A 17,791-nucleotide genomic window follows, 5' to 3' on the forward strand; every position below is an offset into this window, starting at 1 on the left:
TAAAGCCAGCCTAGGCAAAGTCCGAAGCTGGCGCAAATTTAAAAGCTGATCTCTTTTATATCAGCTACTTTTAATATCTCGCTATAAATTTGACCGATGATCGCGACGCGGTTATTTCGCACTTTCTCGTTTTCAACGTTTATCATGACTTTGTCAAAAAACTCATCTATCTGCGGCTTTAGAGCAAATAGCGCTTTTAGCCTTGGCTCGTAGGCTAGGCTCTTATCGACCGCTTTAAACGCCTCATTTAAGACCTTTTCAGCATCTATCTCAAAGAGGCTCTCGTTCACCTTGCTAAATTTATCATCTTTTATGATATTTGCAAGGCGCTTAAATGTCGAGAAATTCTCTCTAAAATTTGGCTCACTTGAAATTTTAGCAAGTGCATCTATCATCTTAGTTAGCTCCAAGATGTCCTTTTCGCCGCTTTTTATGCACGCTTTTACGATAGAAGCGTTTGCGTCAAAGAAGGTGTAGAGCCTATCAAGGATGAAATTTATAAGCACCTCAACGTCAAATTTCTTATACTCTTTTGCGATATCTTCTAAAATTTCTTTTACGTTAAATTTCAGATTGTGCGCCAAAACGATCTTTATCACGCCATTTGCCGCGCGCCTTAGAGCGTATGGATCTTTCGTGCCGCTTGGGATTTTGCCGATGCTAAAAAGTCCCATTAACGTATCAAGCTTATTTGAAAGTGCCACAACCGAGCTAAAGACCTTGCTTGGACACTGTGCCTCTTCGCCGTCTGGCAAATACTGCTCTTTTATGGCTAAAACGACGTTTTCGTCCTCATTTTTAGCCTTTGCGTAGTAAGCACCCATGACGCCTTGAAGCTCGGTAAATTCATAAACCATCTGTGTTGTAAGATCAGCCTTGCTTAGCATCACAGCTCGCTCAAGTTTCGCCTCATACTCGCCAGCCTCTTTTTTAAGTAGCTCGCCATAGTTGCTAGCAAGTTTTTTAGCCACCTTTAGCTCTCTAAGCTCTTTTTCATAGATGCTTCCAAGCTCTTTTAGGTAGGTTATATTTTTTAGTTTTTCTGGGCTAAATTCGGCCTTAAGGTCGCTTTGCCAAAAGAACATCGCGTCGCTTAGTCTTGCTCTTAGCACCTTTTCGTTGCCTTTGATGATAAGCGAATAGTCCTTTGTGATGGCGTTACTAACGACAACAAAGCCATTTGCAAGCTTGCCATCTTTAAAGACTGGGAAGTAGCGCTGATTTTCTTTCATAGAAGTGATGATGACCTCGCTTGGCACCTCCAAAAACTCCTCTTCAAACGAGCCAAGAAGCGCTGTTGGATACTCAGTGATCGCCACGACTTCAGCTAGCAAGTCTTTATCTATCTCGATCTTTAGCCCGCTTTTTTGGCTGATCTTTTCAAACTCATCAAGGATTATTTTCTCTCTCTCGTCTGCTTCAAGCGCGACGCCACGGCTCTTTGAGCCTTCAAAATACTCTTTTATATTTGAAATTTTTATCTTGTCGTAGCTAATGCTTCTGTGAGGATAGGTAGAGTTACTGCTCTCTACGCCAAATTTGTTAAATTTAATGACCTCATCACCAAGCAAGCACAAAAACGATCTTATCGGGCGGATAAACTCAAACTCGCCGTTGCCCCAGCGCATAGACTTGCCAAAGCTAAGGCTCTTTAAAAACTCCTCGACCATGTCACCCATTATCTTAGCAACTGGCTCGCCCTTCACCTCTTTTTCGTGATAAAGCACCTCTTTGCCGTCTATCTCTTTAAATTTAAGCTCACTCTCGCTTATGCCACATTTATTTGCAAAGCTAAGCGCTGCCTTTGTAAAAGCTCCGTCCTTTAGTGCTACTTGCTTTGGCGCACCAACGAAGCTAGCCACGCTATCTGGCTGAGCCTGCGGAAATTTCTCATGGAAAAAGACCAAACGGCGCGGCGTGTAGTAAAATTTAAACTCGCTTTTGATGTTGTATTTTTCAAGCACAGCCTGCCATTTAGCGTTGATGTTTGGTAGCTCCCTTAAAAATGGTATCGCTGGGAGCTCCTCGACTCCGATCTCTAGTAACAACTCTTTCATATCTCACTCTTTTTATTAAAATTTTCTCTTTTTTCTCTTATCATCTCTCTTGCTCTCTCCTTCTCTTGCGCCTGCAAAATGACGCCTCTTATCATAAATATCACAAACAAAACAAACGCTGCGATCATAAAAATATCTAAAATTTGCACCATCTACTCCACAACGATTTGGTTTTCTCTCTTGTAAATTTTAACTCTCGCATTTTCAAAACTATACTCACCATCTTTTAGCTTTTTCTTGCTATAAACCCTGATCTTACCGTATGGTGTATGCAGGTAGCCCCTCTCTAGTCTGCCCGAAATTTTAGCAAAGACATCGCCACTTCTAGCTTCGCTTAATTGCGATGCATCTAGTAAATTTTCGTTAATATCTTTCGTGCCATGCTCATTTATGATCTCATAAGAGCTGACTTCAAGCGCCTCTTTGTAAAATTTCACTCGCCTAATCAAAATGTCAAGCTCATCACCCACGCCGACACTATTTTTAGGATCAAAAACGTAAATTCCACGGCGATTTTTCGAGATGATAAAGCCATGTTTATCTTTTAAGATGACAACGGCTCTTTCAACTAGCACTGGCACATCCTCAGGATGCTCAAAAAGCGTGTCAATGTCAGCTTTTTTATAGTTTTGATCCCCTACTTTTTTAGCTTCTTTTTTCAAATTTTCATTCGCAAGCATACCACTTTTAGCAGGACTTGGTTTGGTTGAGATTTTAAATTTAAGCGCAAAGTGATCTGAGTAAAGATCGCTCTTTGCAAAGCCATGCTCATCAACCACAAAGCTTGGCTTAAAGACCTCAAAACTACCATCAACGTAACTTAGATCGCCATTTGCCATAAAGCTAGGCGAGAGCAAAACGTGATCAATGGCACGCTTTTTGCCATGGACTGCATGAGAGTATCTATCTTTTGGGGCGAGAAAGCTATAAAGATCGTAAAATCCACGAGTTGCAATGATATCGTTTAAGATAGATTTTTGCCCATAAGGTGAGTTAAAATCACCTAAAACAATGGCATTTTGCTCATTACCAAGAGCTGCCCTTAGCGTTCTTTCGGCCTTTTTTTGCATATTTATGCCGTTTTTATAAGCTGGGAAGTGATTAACAAAAACGCTAAATTTCTTGCCCTCCACCTCAAAAACGACCTTTAAAATGTTTCTAGTTTTTACATTTGGTACTTCAAAAATTTCACTGCCATTTGGCTTTATTTTTGACACAAGAGCCAGCCCAACTGGAGAGTTTTTTGCCTTGCTAAAGGCTATAAATTTATACTCACTGCCATCAACCAAAGCCCTTAAAACCTGCTCATTTTCAATCTCTTCAAGTGCGATGATGTCGGTATTTATAGAGTCTATAACCTGTTTTGTTCTTTTTAGTTTTGAGCTGGCCGCCTCGCAGTCCCACTTTGAAGTGCTAGATTTAAAGTCAGGATATTCGCTGCCATCATCCTTGCAGTCAAATAAATTTTGCACATTATAAGTTGCGATGCTTATATCGCTTGCAAACGCCATCAAAACGGCAAAAACTAATGCAAAAAGCGCTCTCAAGCCTCGCTCCTAAAGTCAAATTTAGAGATGTTTTGCCTGATCGCCTCATACGCGATGATGCCAGCACTCATGGCTAAATTTAAGCTCCTACCCTCTTTTCCCATCGGGATCGTTATGGCATTTTTAAAATTTATATCCATAAATTCTCTTGGCAGTCCCGTGCTCTCTCCACCAAAAAATATAAAATCTCCTGGCTCAAATTTAGCGTCATAGTAAAGCCTATTTGTCTTAGTCGTAGCAAAGAAAAATCGCTCTTTGTGGCTTAAATTTGCCTGCAAAAACTCATCTAGGCTCTCCCAAATTTTTGGATCTAAAATTTTCCAATAATCAAGCCCAGCACGTCTAACAGCCTTTTCGCTCAGGTCAAACACGGTTGGCTTAACGATATGAAGCTTTAAATTTGCATTTACACACATTCTACCGATAGCTCCGGTGTTTTGCGGTATCTGAGGATGGACTAGGACTATGTTAAACATAAATTTATTTTTGCCTTAAAAAGTGTTATAAACTGCCTTATTTTAGCCAAAATGGGCTTTTAAGAGTTTTAAAAATTTAAATTTTATTTATCTATAAATTTAGCGTTTTGCAAGAGTTTCAAGGTGCTTTGTGATGGCAAGCAACTGCCTTCGTTTTATCTCAGCAGCGATCGTCTCATTTTTAAAGCCAGCCGCCAAGATCTCGCTCACATCAACCTTTGCGTCAAATTTAGCTTCATAAACTCCAAGCTCTTTTGCACGCTCTATGCGCTCTTTGCTATAAGCTCCCAGCCATGATTTTAGTGGCGTATTTAGAGCAATTTGCAGTAGCTCGCTATCACTTGGCATAGCTTTAAAAAATGGCTCTTTTAAGATAGAAAAATAGCTCTTTGGCAGGCGCATTTTCTCTAAAATTTCCTTTGCGTCAAGCTCAAATTTACCAAAAAGCATATACAAAAACAGCCTCTCGTCATCTACAAATTTCCTAGCACTTTTAAGTTCGCTCAAAAACTCATCATTCTTGCGAATTTGCACGCCAAAAATTTGCTCAAAAAGAGAGAGCTTAAAAAGATAAAACGCCCCTTTTTCAAGCTCCTTTGCCCTAAAAAATTTAATCAGTTCGGTATTTATCCTATCCTTACTAAGATGCGCTAGATCAAGCGTTTTCATAAGCTCTAGCGTATCATCATCTATGCTGAAACCAAGCCTAGCGCTAAACTGCACTCCACGCAGCACCCTTAGTGGATCTTCTTTAAATTTCTCACTATCGATATGCCTTAGCGTCTTGCCCTCAAGGTCCTTTTTACCACCATGAAAGTCTAAAATTTCGCCGTTAAAGATATTCATCATCATGGCATTTACCGTAAAATCACGCCTTAGACTTGCAAGGCTAGGATCGTTTATATAGCTTACAGCAAAGTCTTTGTGCGAATTTCCAGTCTTGCTCTCGCTTCGTGGCAAGCCAAGATCGTAGTTTTTGTATTTGTAGATAAAGTAGCTTTTGCCAACGCCACTAGCCTTTATGCTAGCCATCAGCTCGTCAAATTTAGCAGGCTTTATATCATAAACTTCGATGTCATAATCATAAATTTCTCGCCCCAAAAGCGCGTCTCTTACGCAGCCGCCGACTAGATATACACGCTTGCTAAATGGGGCAAATAGCGATCTAAAAAAGTCTAGTTCGCTATTTTTGTAAATTTCTGTCCCAGTTTTTACCTCAAATTTATTATTTTGAGAGATTTTGGAGTCTATTTTCGATGTTTGCAAGGGTAAATTCTAAAAATTTAGTCGTTAGATCGAGCCTTTGACTAAGGTCTTGCTCGCTAGTTTGCTTAAGCCCTTCAAAAAGCACCTCTATGCGCTCAGCAAGGTTTGCTAAGAAAATTTCCTCCTCGCTTATCTCCCTGCTCTTTGGCGAAATTTGCGCCACTTTTGGCTCTGGCTCGCTTTGCGCGCTTGGCACGCTTGCCTCTACTTTTGGCTCTTCAAGTACATGCTCTTCTTCAGATTCTATTGCTAAAAGCTCTTTTTTTAGATTCTCCCTTTCAAGCTCTTCTTGCTTTTTGCTTTGCAGTGCCTCTATCTTCTCAAGCTCGGCGCTAACCTCACTAATAGCCATCCTAGCGATATCATCAAGCTTCATAATCTTATCAACCACCTTTTAAATTCATTTATCTCTTCGTCACTTTTCATCCTGATAAAAAACTCTTTCATCTGCTCATTTTTTATCGCGCGTTCCTTGCGAAGTCCGCTCAGGCGGTTTATCGCGCTAAGGGCGTCCTTGTTTGATGGGTCTTGTTTTAAGATGTTCTTGTAAATTTCAAGCGCATCGTCTTTTAGCCCTTGAGCCTCGTAGATCAGTGCTTCAGTGATTGTGTTTTTCATTTTTTGATAAATCCTGCTATCACGTCGCCTATCTCGCTTGTTGAGCAAACCTCAACTGCGTTAAAAGCGGCGATATCTTTTGTTCTATATCCCTTTGCAAGTGCTGTTTTTACGGCACTTTCTATCGCGTCTGCCGCCTCACTCTCGCCAAATGCGTATCTTAGCATCATCGCTGCACTTAAAATGGTCGCGATCGGATTTGCTATGCCCTGCCCTGCGATGTCTGGAGCTGAGCCGTGGATAGGCTCATAAATTCCCACTTTACCGCCCATACTAGCACTTGGTAGTAAGCCTATCGAGCCACAAACCATACTTGCCTCGTCGCTTAAGATGTCGCCAAATAAATTTTCAGTAAGTATGACGTCAAAATTTGCAGGCGCTCTTACTAGCTGCATCGCTGCGTTATCGACATACATAAAACTAAGCTCTACTTCAGGATAGCCCTTTGCCACTTCGCTAGTCACCTCACGCCAAAGCTGGCTAGTCTCTAGCACATTTGCCTTATCGACCATGCAGACCTTTTTCTTGCGAAGCATAGCCGTCTCAAAGGCGATCTTTGCGATGCGCTCGATCTCAAATTTAGCATAAACCATCGTATTAAACGCTCTATCTTCGCCTTTTTCACGTGGCTGTCCAAAATAAAGCCCACCAGTTAGCTCGCGAACCACGACAAAATCAACGCCCTTTAAAACCTCTGGCTTTAGCGTGCTAGCATCCACTAGCTCGTCAAAGATGATGGCTGGGCGTAAATTTGCATAAGCTTCTAACTCTTTTCTGATCTTTAAAAGCCCGCTTTCTGGCCTTAGGCGTCTTGGCAGGCTGTCCCATTTCTCGCCGCCGATCGCTCCAAAAAGCACAGCATCACTACTAAGCGCTGAGCTTAGCGTCTCATCTGGCAGTGGCTCGCCAAAAACGTCGTAAGCTGCACCGCCCATAAGCTTGTAGTCATACTCAAATTTGATACCAAACTCAGCACTCACTACGTCTAAAACCTTTATCGCCTCGTCAATGATCTCAGGGCCGATGCCATCGCCTTTTATAACGCAAATTTTATAGTTTTTCATCGCCGCTCCTTAGTTCATCTTCGCTTTTGCGTACTCGATAAGGCCGCCAGCATTTAAAAGCTCTTGCATAAATGGCGGGATAGCGTTAAATTTATACTCTTTTTTTGTGCTTTCATCTACGATGACGCCGTTATCTACGTCGATCTTTAGCGTGTCGCCCTCGTTTATCTCGTCGATTTCTTTGATCTCAAGTATCAAAAGCCCTGTGTTAAAGCTGTTTCTGTAAAAAATCCTCGCAAAGCTTTTAGCCACAACAGCTGCTATGCCAGCCTCTTTTAGCGCTAGTGGGGCGTGCTCTCTTGAGCTACCGCAACCAAAATTTTCGCCAGCTACGATGATGTCGCCTTTTGCTATTTTTGAGCTAAATTTAGGATCGGCGTCTTCCATGATGTGTTTTGCTAGCTCTTTTTCGTCTGAAGTGTTTAAATATCTTGCGGCGATGATGATGTCGGTGTCGATATTATCGCCAAATTTCCAAACTTTGCCTTGTTTCATTTTTAACCTTTAGTTTTGTAAATTTGGGCTGATTTTAACCAAAAGAAGCTAAATAAATAATCAAAAAGCCAAATTTAGCGCTCCAAAAGCCCTAAATTTAGCCTAGACAAAACAATCTACTTGCCATAAATGATTTAAATTTAACCAAATCAAGCAGCATTTTATGAGCGGCGATGCGAGCGTCAAATTACGTAAATTTTGCCTTAACTAGGCGTTTTTATTCGTAGTATTCGTAACTAATTTCTAGCTTTTTATATAGGCCAATTTCCGTTATGTCGCCGTTTTCGTAGTATTTGTCCGCGGGCTTAAATTTGACCGAGGTTTTATGCGTCAAATTTCCACGCTCGTCCCTCGTTATGTCTTTAAACTGCAAAATTTGCCAGATTTTTGCCTCGGAGCCGAAGTAATTTACCGACGTATACTCCATCTCGTCGCCGTTTGCGGCGTAGTAATAAACCCATTTTGAGTTCGGGGCTTGCGTGATTTTTTCGTATTCGCCGTTTAACTTGCGTTCAAAGCTTATCTCTATGCCGTGCCGCGGCTCCATATTATTTTCTATCCGCGTTAAAACGCCATTTTCGTCGTAGACGTAGCTATCGTCTATCACTAGTTCCCTGCCCGAATACACAGCCCGAGCGATCATTTTGCCGTCCTTGCCGTAAGTAGTTTTCTCCGTGCGCGGGTAAAATCTATCCTCCACGTGCTGCTCTTTGGCCGTCGCGACTAAATTTTCGCCGTCAAATTCGTATTCGTAGAGATAAACGGCGCTATCTTGGTATTTTTTGCGGATTAGCCCGTCTTTGCCGTACTCAAACAAAACCGAGCTGTTTGGCACGCCGTTTATGTGCTCGGTTTCTTGCACTATATAGCCGTTTTCGTCAAACTCCGTCCGCTTTACGCGAGTATTTTCTAGCGCGCCGGAGCCGTCTATAGAGTATTCGTACTCCGTAGCCGTCATACTTTTGACCTCGCCTTTTAGATCTTTTTTGCTCCAGTCGCTTTGCGGTAAAACGGCCGAGTTTAGATAGCAAACCGCCGATGCCGCCGCTAAAATAGCCTTTAAAATTTTCATTTTTATCCTTTTTAAACCATGCGTATTATACTCAAAAAGCGGTATAGTCAGTAAAATTCTAGCTTTTATGAGCTTAAAAATGCGCTTAAACTGGCTTAAATTTTAAGCAAGTCTGAGGTGAATTTACATTTTTTTTGGGGTTTAATAAATTTAAGCCTTTGCCCTTTGTAAAATCTCTCTCATCTCATCCTCACTAAGTGGCTCAACAAGCACGTTTGCAGCGTCGATGAAGCGGTATTTTTCTTTTGGTAAATTTGCCATGAAAGCTCCATATTCGCACTCATCAAGCACGTGAGCGTCACTATCATCCACACCCACAACTAGCGTAAGCACCCAGCGCGAGACCTTGCGATCCCCAAGAGCTTCTTGCGCCTGCCACGACGGAGATGGAGCATAAGGCAAGATGGTCGGTAAATTTTCACTAAGAGTATATGCGCCAAAGATTTCGTTGCCGTCTTTGTCTTGATAGAGGTGCTCTTTTGCGCTGTATGCGTCAAGATACTGCACCCGTCTCATCATCTCATCAAATTTAGCCGCAGGGCTGGCACTAGCAAAAATTTCATCTACCATAACCGCGTCAAACGCCACGTCTCGCTCCACGCCAGAGATGTAAAGCGTTTGATTTTTCTCTTTTATATCTTTTAACGCTTCAAGCCCCCACATGATGTCAGCCTCGTAGTCAAATTTTAAAATTTGCTCACTATCATAAATTTTTTCGTTGTCGCACTCTATTTTTGAGCCAGTTTGAGCCGAGAGCTTTGAGAGTAGCTCAAGTGCGATCTGCCAGTCGCCGACGCCACTTGGAGTATAAACACGCACGATATAGCAGCCATCTTCGTAGTTTAGCTCAAAGCCACGAACACTCTTTTGCCACACACCTGCTATCATCACGTCAGCGCCAAGCTCATTTGCACTTGGCTCCTCTTGCTCGCTGTTAAAAAAGAAAAGCCCCTCAACAAGAGCTGAAATTTCACGCTCGCTTAGCGCCTTTGCGTATCCGCCAAGTAGTTTCTTTTTATTTTTTACACTAAATGTTAAACTCATAAATTCTCCTTTTTTTGCTCTAAAATGTCATCACCTGATCGCACTCTCTCACCCACTCGGACAAGATATCCATGCTACCTTTCACCTCAGCCTCAAAATAAGGCTCTCCCACATGCAAACCGCATCTTATTTGGCAGCTGCCACAAACTTTTAGCATCGCGCACCAGCGTAAAGCTCTTCTAGCATCGCCACAAGACCCGCGTCGTAGTTTTCTGGCTTTTTGGTGCTATTTCGCGCAAGATCGACTGCGCGTTTGGTAGTGCAAACTGGGCAAATTTTAGCCAAGCTAGGTAAAAAGGGGATAAATTTATCTAAAAAGCAAGAGCACGCCGATCGTGCAGACTATGATGGCGGTACAAATTTCAAGTAGTCTTAGGTGCGTTTGTAAAAATTTCTTTAGCATAGCTCCGCCAAGTGCGTAGATATTTAGCGATAAAAACTCGATGAAAACGAGCGTTACGGTGATAACGCACATGCGAGTAAGGCTAAATGGGTCATCTTTATCCAAAAATGTAGGCAGCAAGGCTGATAAAAATATCCACGCCTTTGGATTTGAGACGCTAACGATGAAGCCATTTATAAACATCTGCTTTTTGCTTGGCAAATTTGAGACATTTGTGATGCTAAGCTCGCCCTTGCCAAAAAAGAGCATGACGCCAAGATAGAGCATATAAAGGCCTGCGATGATATTTAGCGCCTTAAATGCGTACTCAAAATGATGTAGCACCGCACCCACGCCCAGCATACAGCTAAATGAGACAAAAGCGATCGCCAAAAGCTGCCCAGCCATCACGAAAAACGAGTGTTTGTAGCCAAGGCTCATGCCAACGCTCATCGCATAGGTCATGTTGATGCCTGGCATCATGGAGATCGGGAAAATCGTGACAAAAAAGAGCAAGAAATTCATGAAGCGCCTTAAAAATTTAGTGAAATGCTAAATCAAAATCTATAAATTTATGATAAAAGAGCGCTTTATTAGCAAATTTAACCTGCTTTTGGACGTGAGGAATTTGGCTTTTGGTGCTAGACATATAAATTTAATAAATTTAGCGCAAAAACAAGGGCGATTTTGTGTGTATTTCACAGCCTAGATGGCAAATTTAGCTTTTGATATAAAGGCGCTCTATAAATTTATTTGCCACAAAAGCTAGCTAAATTTAGAGCAAAATGGCTCATTTTTCATTTATAAATTTAAAAATTTAGGCTATTACTGTTATCACGCCAAGCCCTTTACTGGCGGCATTTTGATAAAATTTTAAAAGCCCAGCAAAGCGCTGTTTTAAACTCGCCTTTATATTTTCAAATTCGCTCTCGCACCCAAAAATATCAGGATATGTCTTTGAGCTAGCAAATTCTTTTAAATTTATCTTTGCTAAAAGTGCGTTGATATCAACATTTTTCAACGTCTCAGCCACCTCTTTTACATCCGAAGCGTTAGCATAAGAGATCATCTCGCTTAGCTCTTCGTTTAAGGCACTACGCCCAAAAATAGCCCAACTAAAAGGCTCTTTTGAGCTAAAAATATCGCCAGCCTTAAGCCTCTCCTGAAAATTTGTGCCAGTTAGCATTTTACAAATCGCGTCCCAAAAATTGCCCATGTCGTATTCGTCCAAAAGTTCGCCGTCGCCGCCATTTTTGATCTTTTCTATATCATCTTGCAAGTAGGCATAGCAGTGCGCACTAATCCCCATTTTAGAGCCTTAAATTTAATGTGAATTTAAAAAAAGAGAGGGCGGAGCTATAAATTTAATAGTTCCGCCAAGAGAATTTAAGCTTAGTGAGTTAAGAAAAACTCTTGAATTTTAGCTTTGTCACTTGTTTTTGTAAGTGCAAGCATCAAAAGCACTCTAGCTTTTTGAGCGTTTAGGTTGTCGCTTGTTAAAAAGCCGTATTTTGCGTCATCAACTTCGCCATTCATAGTTGTCTCGCCACTTCCCACACGTGAGTCACGAACTACCACTACGCCAGCTTTTGAAGCCTCACCAAGAGCCTCTAACACGCTAAAGTAAGGGTTACCGTTGCCTAGACCAGCGCTAACGATGCCTTTTGCGCCGTTTTTAACAGCTACATTTACAAAGTCAGGGTTGTCATTTGCGTGAGAGTAGATGATATCAACTCTTGGAAGCTCTTTTACGCCAGTTAGGTCAAAAGCCGAGCTTGCTGTGTGTTTTCTGAGTGGGTTCATATAGTATTTTACGTTGCCATAAAAGACTGTGCCGATCTTGCCGCTATTTGGTGATTTAAATGTATCAACGCCTGTTGTGTTAGTTTTTGTCACCTCTCTAGCTGCTTGAATTTCGTCATTCATAGTAACCACAACGCCCTTGCCTACGCTATCTTTGCTGATGGCTACATTTACAGCGTTAAATAAATTTAGTGGGCCGTCTGCGCTTAGTGAGCCACTATTTCTCATCGCTCCTACAAGTACAACTGGCTTGTCGCTTTTAACAACTAAATTTAAGAAGTAAGCTGTCTCTTCCATAGTGTCTGTGCCGTGAGTAACGACGATACCATCAGCTTTGCCACTGTTTAGAAGTTCATTTATTCTATTTGCAAGCTTAAGCCAAACTTCGTTGTTCATATCTTGTGAGCCGATATTTGAAATTTGCTCGCCTTTTATGGTAGCGATCTTGTTGATATCCGGCACGGCTGCTATTAGTTTATCGACCGTAACAGTTCCAGAAGTATAGCTTGAATCAAGCGAACCTGAGCCGCTTCCTGCTATCGTTCCACCAGTAGCTAGAATGTAGATGGTTGGCTTTGCAACCGCTAAAGTAGCACCTAAAATCATGAGTAACACCGCCTTAAAGATTAAACGCATTTTAACTCCTTTGCATTAAAATTTGCTAGAGCATTATAACGTCATAAATTTAAAAAAATTATTAATTTTTAAAATTTATATTTATTTAAAAAATTCTTATCAAAAGCATATAAATTCCGGTTGAGACAACTATGCTAAGAAGGGCATTTTTGAATTTCAAATGCACCAAAATAGCCGTAAAAACCGCCACTATCTCGCTTAAGCCATATGGAAACTCGCTAAATTTCGTATCCTTTAGCCCATAGCAGACCAAAACGACCATTATCATCATGCCCATATGCTTTTCTATGGCGTCTAGATAAGGATTTGGCTTATAGTTTCTTAACGCATAAAATGGCGTCGCTCTCGTTATAAAAGTAGCCAAGGCACTTAAAAGCACCGCCACAAAAAGCACCATCTCGCTTGAGCTTACACTTATCAAATTTTATCCTTAAACAAAAGCAAAAATATAAAACAAAGCGCCATCGAGCCAACAAGCACAAATTTAGCTGGAAACAGGCTCACTCCAAGCACGCCAAAAAAGACCGCCGCAAAGAGCACGCGGTAGTTTTTATCATTTTTAAACATCTCGATGACGACCACTATAAAAAGCGAGGTCAAACTAAACTCAAGCCCCTTTGTATCGGCCTTTATAAGATCGCCAATTATCGCTCCAAGCAGCGTGCCAGCCGCCCAGTAAGACCAAGCAAGTAAATTTAGCCAGGTAAAGGCAAAACTTCGATCACTTGCATCTTTTAGCCCTAAATTTTTAAATATCGCAAAGGTCTCATCTGTTAGTAGCGCGATGTTTAAAAGCCTAAATTTGATCCCGCTATACTCTTTTAAAAGTGAAATTCCATAAAAAGTGTGGCGCAAATTTACAAGGTAGCTCATGATAAAGACCTCAACATAGCTCGTGCCGACGCTAAAGAGCGAGAGCATCATAAACTGCGCTGCGCCGCCGTATGCTAGCGTGCTAAGTGCCACAGCGATAAATGCGCTCACTCCCATGCTCTTTGCCAGCACACCAAAAGCGACACCAAGCGGGAAATAGCCCATAAAGATAGGAATGGATAGTTTAAAAACGTAGTTAAATGTCAAATTTTTACCTTAATAAAAGCCAAAATGTTAGCAAAAATTTGAAAATTTAGGATAAAGGCTAGAAATTCTAGCCTTGTAGGGTAAAATTTGAGATTAAAATTTGATGATTTCACCGTCATTTGGGATAGTGATCTTGCTCTCTATACCTTCTTTTTTAACAAATTCACGAAGATCCTTACGGCTTACACTTGTGTGATTTACGGCGTCCATATGCACTGCAATGATAGTCGCGCCATTAAGCACTTTTGCAGCGTGAGCTACGTCGGCTTTGCCCATTATGATACCGTTGTCAGGAAATGCTAGCACGCGAGCGTCGCCCGTATTCATCACGACCACGCTAGGATTAAATTTGTTTAGAGCCTTATTTACGTCCGCAGTCCAAAGTGTATCGCCCATGACGTAAAGCGTTTTGTGCCCCTTTGCCTCAAACACGACGCCCATCGCATCGCCCGAAATAGCAGCAAACTGCTTATTTTCATACATCTCTGCTGTGCCGTGAGCGCCGCCTGTTTTATGTAGTTTCACTCCTTTAAATTCAGCCGATTCGTCTAGCACTCTTACGTCTTTAAAACCTTGCTTTTTGATTAGCGCCGCATCATCGTTATGCTGAGCAAAGATAACGATATTTTTAGGTAAAATTTCAGCCGCGACCTCATCCCAGTGATCAGGATGCGTGTGCGTAACGATGATCGCATCGACGCCCTTATACACCTCTTTTGCATCCATAGGAAGTTCTATCAAAGGATTTCTAAGGTGTGAGTTTAGCGTCCCCTCAAAGCCAGGATATTTACCCTTTGGTGCAAGATACGGGTCGAGCAAAAAGTTCACTCCCGCATAGTTTATCTTTGCGGTAGCGTTTCTGATATGCTGAAAGCTGTCTTGTGCGTTTGCCACGCCAAAGCCCAAAAATAGAGCGACTAAAAATAAAATTTTGTTTATTTTCATTATTTCTCCTTGTAAAATTTACTAACTCAAAATACCAAAAAAAGCTAAGAATATATTTAAAAGAGTTAAATTTAAAGAATAGATTTTGTTCTTTAAATTTAATGACCTTTTCGCATTTTAAAACTAAATTTTATAAAATAACAACAAAATTTATAAAGAAAATTTCTATGAAAAAGATAGTTTTACTAATATTTTTAACACTAAATTTAATAGCCTTAACAACAAATCCAAAGATCAAAATCCCTCAAGCAAATAGCTGCAATATCGAGGATAACTGCATTGATTTTAGCCGCAAATACAGCGATGATGAGTATAAAAGGCTATTTGGAGTTTATAAAAGTGAGTGCGAGGTTAAAAATTTAGACGCATGCATCTATCTGGCTGAGTTTTACAAAAGCGGACTTGGCGTAAAAAAAGACGTGACAAAATCACTAGAAATTCTTAACAAAGCTTGCGATGAAAATAATAAATTTGCCTGTCACAACCTTGGTGTTGAGTATCAAGAGATGAAAGATCACAAAATGGCTTTAGAAGCTTTTAAAAAAGGCTGCGATCTAGCTTTTATACAAAGCTGTTTTAACGTCGCAGTTTTATATAATAACGGTAGTGGCGTGAAAAGGGACTACAAAAAGGCTGCTAAAATTTACAAAGAAGTTTGCGAGCAAAATTTCTATGAAGGATGCTACAATCTAGCAGTTTTATACCACAACACGCCTGGCGTAAAGCGTGACTACAAAGAAGCGATAAAGCTTTACAAAAAGGCTTGTGATAGCGACTTTAGCATCTCTTGCTACAACCTAGCGAGCTTATATCAAGAGCAAAAAGAGTATGAAAAGGCTAGCAAGCTCTATTTTAAAGCTTGTAAGCTTGACTTTGCCGATGCTTGCAATAACCTAGCCAGCCTTTACGACGACGCACTTGGCGTAGAAAAAGACGATGAAGTGGCGTTTAGATATTACAACAAAGCGTGCAGGCTAGATAGCGCAAGTGGGTGCAAACATCTTGCATACTTTTACTATCATGGCATAGGGACAAAAAAGGATAAAAAGCTGTCAAAAAAAGAGCTTAACAAAGCTTGCAAACTAGGCCTTAAAGAGGCTTGTGAGATAGTTAGAGATTTTCACTAAAGAGCGTTTATGAAAAATTTGATTTTGTTTTTATCTCTCTTTTTGCTTCTAAATGCAGAAAATTTAGACGAGATGTGTCAAAGTGAGGACGATATAAGAGCAAATTTAACGAGCTGTTACAAGGCTGCTACAAAAATTTATAACTCTTCAAGCGATGATAAAGAGTTTAAAAAGCTACAAAAGATATTTTTAGTAGCTTGCGAAAATGATATGAAAGAGGGTTGCTATAGCGCTGCGCTCAACTACCAAAATAGCTACAATGACGTTAGTAACGAGCTTAATCAAACTATCATATTAAATAGATATGCTAGATTTCTTAACTACGCGCTTTTGGGTGGCGGTAAAAAAGAGGATAAAACGACTGCCAAAAGCTACTTTCAAAGATCATGCGAGCTAGGCTTTAAAAAGGGCTGCGATATGAGAAATTTATTAGAGAAGCTTGGGTATTAAATTTGATATTTACTATAAATTTAAAGCTTTTTATCTAAACTTATTTAAATTTTTAAAAAGGTAGGCAATGAAAAAGACTTTCTTATTTTTAACCTCTGCGGTGCTTTTGTGGGGCGCAAATTTAGACCAAAAAGCGCTTGAGACAAAGTGCGAAAAGGCTGATGCCACAAGCTGCTACGAGCTTGGTAATAAATTTCAAGAGAGCAAAAACTACCAAAAAGCGGGCGAGTTTTACAAAAAAGCTTGCGAGCTAAAACACGCAAGTGCTTGCAGTAGCGTGGGCGTACTCTACGACATGGACTACATAAAAGATGTAAATAACAAAAATGCAGCCAAATTTTACCAAAAGGGCTGCGAGCTAAACGACGGCTTTGGCTGCGCAAGGCTCGGCTTTGTCTATACGCTAGATAAAAACTATAAAAAGTCAAAAGAGCTCTTTTTAAGGGCATGCGAGCTAAAAGATGGCGACGGATACTACGGCCTTGGACTTTTATACTATGACGGAAATGGCGTAAAGCAAGACGCCAAAAAGGCAAAAGAGCTCTTTGAAAAGAGCTGCGATCTATACGCTCCAGCAGGCTGCAATAGCCTTGGCATGATGCTTCAAAGTGGAAAATATGTAGAAAAAGATCAAAAAAGAGCTAGCAAACTCTTTATAAAAGCTTGCGAAATGGGCTTTGGGGATGGTTGTCACAACCTTGGGGTTATTTATTATGAAACAGAAGGAGATAAAAATTTAGCTAAAAAGCACTTTGGCAAGTCCTGCGAGCTAGGCAACGACGAAGACTGCCAAATTTACAATGCATTATAAATTTAATGCACCTGACTTTTTGGACCCTTACCCTTTGGGGTCCTGTCCGAAAAGTAAAAAACATCAAGCGTAAAAGCAACGAGTATAAGTCCAACAATAGCCAAAGTCGCGTCCATACTACCTACCTTTTAAGTCCATTTACTATCTCTAACATCGAATCACTCGTAGTTATCGCCTTTGAGTTTGCCTCGTATGCGCGCTGACCTGTGATAAGGTCAGTCATCTCTTCAACAAGCTGCACGTTACTCATCTCAACAAAGCCTTGTCTAATGGTGCCAAGTCCGTCAAGGCCAGCCACACCTACCACCACGTCGCCGCTAGCGCTTGTTTGGAGGTAGTTATTATCACCCATCGAGTGAAGACCGGCTGGGTTTATAAAATTTGCTAGCTCGATCTGACCTATCTGAGCCATATCGGTTTCGCCAGCTTGCAAAACTGAGACGGTGCCATCTGTGCCTATTGAAATTTGCGTCGCATTTGCAGGAACAGTGATCTGCGGGATGAGCTGATAGCCGTCGCTATTTACGATCGTGCCGTTTGCGTCAAGCTTAAATGCGCCGTTTCTAGTATAAGCCGTCGTGCCATCAGGAAGTTGAATTTGAAAAAAGCCGTTGCCAGCTATGACCATATCTAGGTTGTTGCTAGTCTCTTTAAAATAGCCCTGAGAGAAAATTTTATTTATTGCTGTTGGGCGCACGCCAAGACCTACTTCGATGCCTGTCGGGCTTGTAGTAGTCTGGCTTGTCGCCGTGCCTGCGTACTCCATGACTTGATACATAAGATCGGCAAATTCAGCCCTATTTTTCTTATATCCATAGGTATTTACGTTTGCAATGTTGTGCGAGGTTACGTCTATCTGCGTCTGCTCGGCGATCATGCCAGTGGCCGCAGTGTAAAGTGATCTCATCATAGTTTTAT

The 17,791-nt window shown here is 41.1% G+C and carries 23 protein-coding genes; 3 read left to right on the top strand and 20 right to left on the bottom strand.

Translation table 11 applies throughout. The features are described from left to right. Nucleotides 1-38: 38 nt before the first annotated feature. From glyS to F3G88_RS07310, 19 genes are all read right to left on the bottom strand, one after another. Nucleotides 39-2,057, bottom strand: a complete 2,019-nt coding sequence (gene glyS, locus F3G88_RS07230; RefSeq protein ID WP_149715755.1) for a glycine--tRNA ligase subunit beta — start codon at nt 2,055-2,057, stop codon at nt 39-41. Beyond that, nucleotides 2,054-2,206 (bottom strand): hypothetical protein, encoded by a 153-nt coding sequence (locus F3G88_RS10270; RefSeq protein WP_162141601.1) that lies wholly within the window; start codon nt 2,204-2,206, stop codon nt 2,054-2,056. Before F3G88_RS10270 ends, glyS begins: the two co-directional genes overlap by 4 nt. A gap of 3 nt (nt 2,207-2,209) precedes the next feature. Next, complete coding sequence (locus F3G88_RS07235) at nt 2,210-3,604, bottom strand: endonuclease/exonuclease/phosphatase family protein (RefSeq protein ID WP_149715756.1); 1,395 nt, start codon at nt 3,602-3,604, stop codon at nt 2,210-2,212. Beyond that, a complete protein-coding gene (locus F3G88_RS07240) occupies nt 3,601-4,080 on the bottom strand; it encodes a tRNA (cytidine(34)-2'-O)-methyltransferase (protein WP_149715757.1) in 480 nt (159 codons plus the stop codon). The genes F3G88_RS07235 and F3G88_RS07240 overlap by 4 nt, the downstream gene beginning before the upstream one ends. Nucleotides 4,081-4,179: 99 nt before the next feature. Beyond that, entirely contained in the window at nt 4,180-5,346 is a 1,167-nt protein-coding gene (locus F3G88_RS07245) for a tRNA nucleotidyltransferase/poly(A) polymerase-related protein (RefSeq protein ID WP_149715758.1), read from the bottom strand. Beyond that, complete coding sequence (locus tag F3G88_RS07250) at nt 5,306-5,737, bottom strand: CiaD-like domain-containing protein (RefSeq protein WP_223228744.1); 432 nt, start codon at nt 5,735-5,737, stop codon at nt 5,306-5,308. Before F3G88_RS07250 ends, F3G88_RS07245 begins: the two co-directional genes overlap by 41 nt. Further along, nucleotides 5,719-5,964, bottom strand: coding sequence for a hypothetical protein (locus F3G88_RS07255; protein ID WP_021089560.1), 246 nt, complete (start codon nt 5,962-5,964; stop codon nt 5,719-5,721). The genes F3G88_RS07250 and F3G88_RS07255 overlap by 19 nt, the downstream gene beginning before the upstream one ends. After that, nucleotides 5,961-7,028, bottom strand: a complete 1,068-nt coding sequence (leuB, locus tag F3G88_RS07260) for a 3-isopropylmalate dehydrogenase (protein ID WP_149715760.1) — start codon at nt 7,026-7,028, stop codon at nt 5,961-5,963. The genes F3G88_RS07255 and leuB overlap by 4 nt, the downstream gene beginning before the upstream one ends. A 9-nt stretch (nt 7,029-7,037) precedes the next feature. Further along, nucleotides 7,038-7,523 (bottom strand): 3-isopropylmalate dehydratase small subunit, encoded by a 486-nt coding sequence (locus F3G88_RS07265; RefSeq protein WP_107935832.1) that lies wholly within the window; start codon nt 7,521-7,523, stop codon nt 7,038-7,040. Nucleotides 7,524-7,740: 217 nt separating this feature from the next. Next, nucleotides 7,741-8,595, bottom strand: coding sequence for a hypothetical protein (locus F3G88_RS07270; RefSeq protein WP_149715761.1), 855 nt, complete (start codon nt 8,593-8,595; stop codon nt 7,741-7,743). A gap of 150 nt (nt 8,596-8,745) precedes the next feature. Next, nucleotides 8,746-9,639 carry a DUF4299 family protein gene (locus F3G88_RS07275; protein ID WP_149715762.1) on the bottom strand — a complete coding sequence of 298 codons (894 nt, stop codon included), beginning with the start codon at nt 9,637-9,639 and terminating at the stop codon, nt 8,746-8,748. Between the two features lie 19 nt (nt 9,640-9,658). Next, nucleotides 9,659-9,796 carry a hypothetical protein gene (locus F3G88_RS10495; RefSeq protein ID WP_223227482.1) on the bottom strand — a complete coding sequence of 46 codons (138 nt, stop codon included), beginning with the start codon at nt 9,794-9,796 and terminating at the stop codon, nt 9,659-9,661. Next, nucleotides 9,790-9,924, bottom strand: coding sequence for a hypothetical protein (locus tag F3G88_RS10625; RefSeq protein WP_262974779.1), 135 nt, complete (start codon nt 9,922-9,924; stop codon nt 9,790-9,792). The genes F3G88_RS10495 and F3G88_RS10625 overlap by 7 nt, the downstream gene beginning before the upstream one ends. 22 nt (nt 9,925-9,946) lie before the next feature. Then, nucleotides 9,947-10,546 (bottom strand): LysE family translocator, encoded by a 600-nt coding sequence (locus F3G88_RS07285; protein WP_149715763.1) that lies wholly within the window; start codon nt 10,544-10,546, stop codon nt 9,947-9,949. 292 nt (nt 10,547-10,838) lie between these two features. Continuing rightward, the gene (locus F3G88_RS07290; RefSeq protein WP_149715764.1) at nt 10,839-11,330 is read right to left on the bottom strand and encodes a DUF1877 family protein; all 492 of its coding nucleotides are present in this window, start codon (nt 11,328-11,330) and stop codon (nt 10,839-10,841) included. A gap of 83 nt (nt 11,331-11,413) precedes the next feature. Beyond that, a complete protein-coding gene (locus F3G88_RS07295) occupies nt 11,414-12,460 on the bottom strand; it encodes a type II asparaginase (protein ID WP_149715765.1) in 1,047 nt (348 codons plus the stop codon). 85 nt (nt 12,461-12,545) lie between these two features. After that, complete coding sequence (locus F3G88_RS07300; protein WP_103571250.1) at nt 12,546-12,881, bottom strand: branched-chain amino acid transporter permease; 336 nt, start codon at nt 12,879-12,881, stop codon at nt 12,546-12,548. Continuing rightward, nucleotides 12,878-13,498 (bottom strand): AzlC family ABC transporter permease, encoded by a 621-nt coding sequence (locus F3G88_RS07305; protein ID WP_223228745.1) that lies wholly within the window; start codon nt 13,496-13,498, stop codon nt 12,878-12,880. Before F3G88_RS07305 ends, F3G88_RS07300 begins: the two co-directional genes overlap by 4 nt. A 135-nt stretch (nt 13,499-13,633) precedes the next feature. After that, on the bottom strand, nt 13,634-14,485 hold the full coding sequence (locus tag F3G88_RS07310; RefSeq protein WP_149715767.1) for an MBL fold metallo-hydrolase: 852 nt from the start codon (nt 14,483-14,485) through the stop codon (nt 13,634-13,636). Nucleotides 14,486-14,652: 167 nt separating this feature from the next. Between F3G88_RS07310 and F3G88_RS07315 the strand changes: the two genes are divergently transcribed. From F3G88_RS07315 to F3G88_RS07325, 3 genes are all read left to right on the top strand, one after another. Then, nucleotides 14,653-15,612 (top strand): tetratricopeptide repeat protein, encoded by a 960-nt coding sequence (locus F3G88_RS07315; RefSeq protein WP_149715768.1) that lies wholly within the window; start codon nt 14,653-14,655, stop codon nt 15,610-15,612. A gap of 9 nt (nt 15,613-15,621) precedes the next feature. Beyond that, entirely contained in the window at nt 15,622-16,062 is a 441-nt protein-coding gene (locus tag F3G88_RS07320; protein WP_149715769.1) for a sel1 repeat family protein, read from the top strand. Nucleotides 16,063-16,129: 67 nt separating this feature from the next. Then, nucleotides 16,130-16,873 carry a tetratricopeptide repeat protein gene (locus tag F3G88_RS07325; protein WP_149715770.1) on the top strand — a complete coding sequence of 248 codons (744 nt, stop codon included), beginning with the start codon at nt 16,130-16,132 and terminating at the stop codon, nt 16,871-16,873. Nucleotides 16,874-16,994: 121 nt separating this feature from the next. Here F3G88_RS07325 and flgG read toward each other — a convergent pair whose 3' ends face one another. Continuing rightward, entirely contained in the window at nt 16,995-17,783 is a 789-nt protein-coding gene (gene flgG, locus F3G88_RS07335; RefSeq protein WP_002942100.1) for a flagellar basal-body rod protein FlgG, read from the bottom strand. Nucleotides 17,784-17,791: the final 8 nt, after the last annotated feature.

It is taken from the genome of Campylobacter concisus (assembly GCF_902460675.1).
Classification (GTDB): Bacteria; Campylobacterota; Campylobacteria; order Campylobacterales; family Campylobacteraceae; genus Campylobacter_A; species Campylobacter_A concisus_AJ.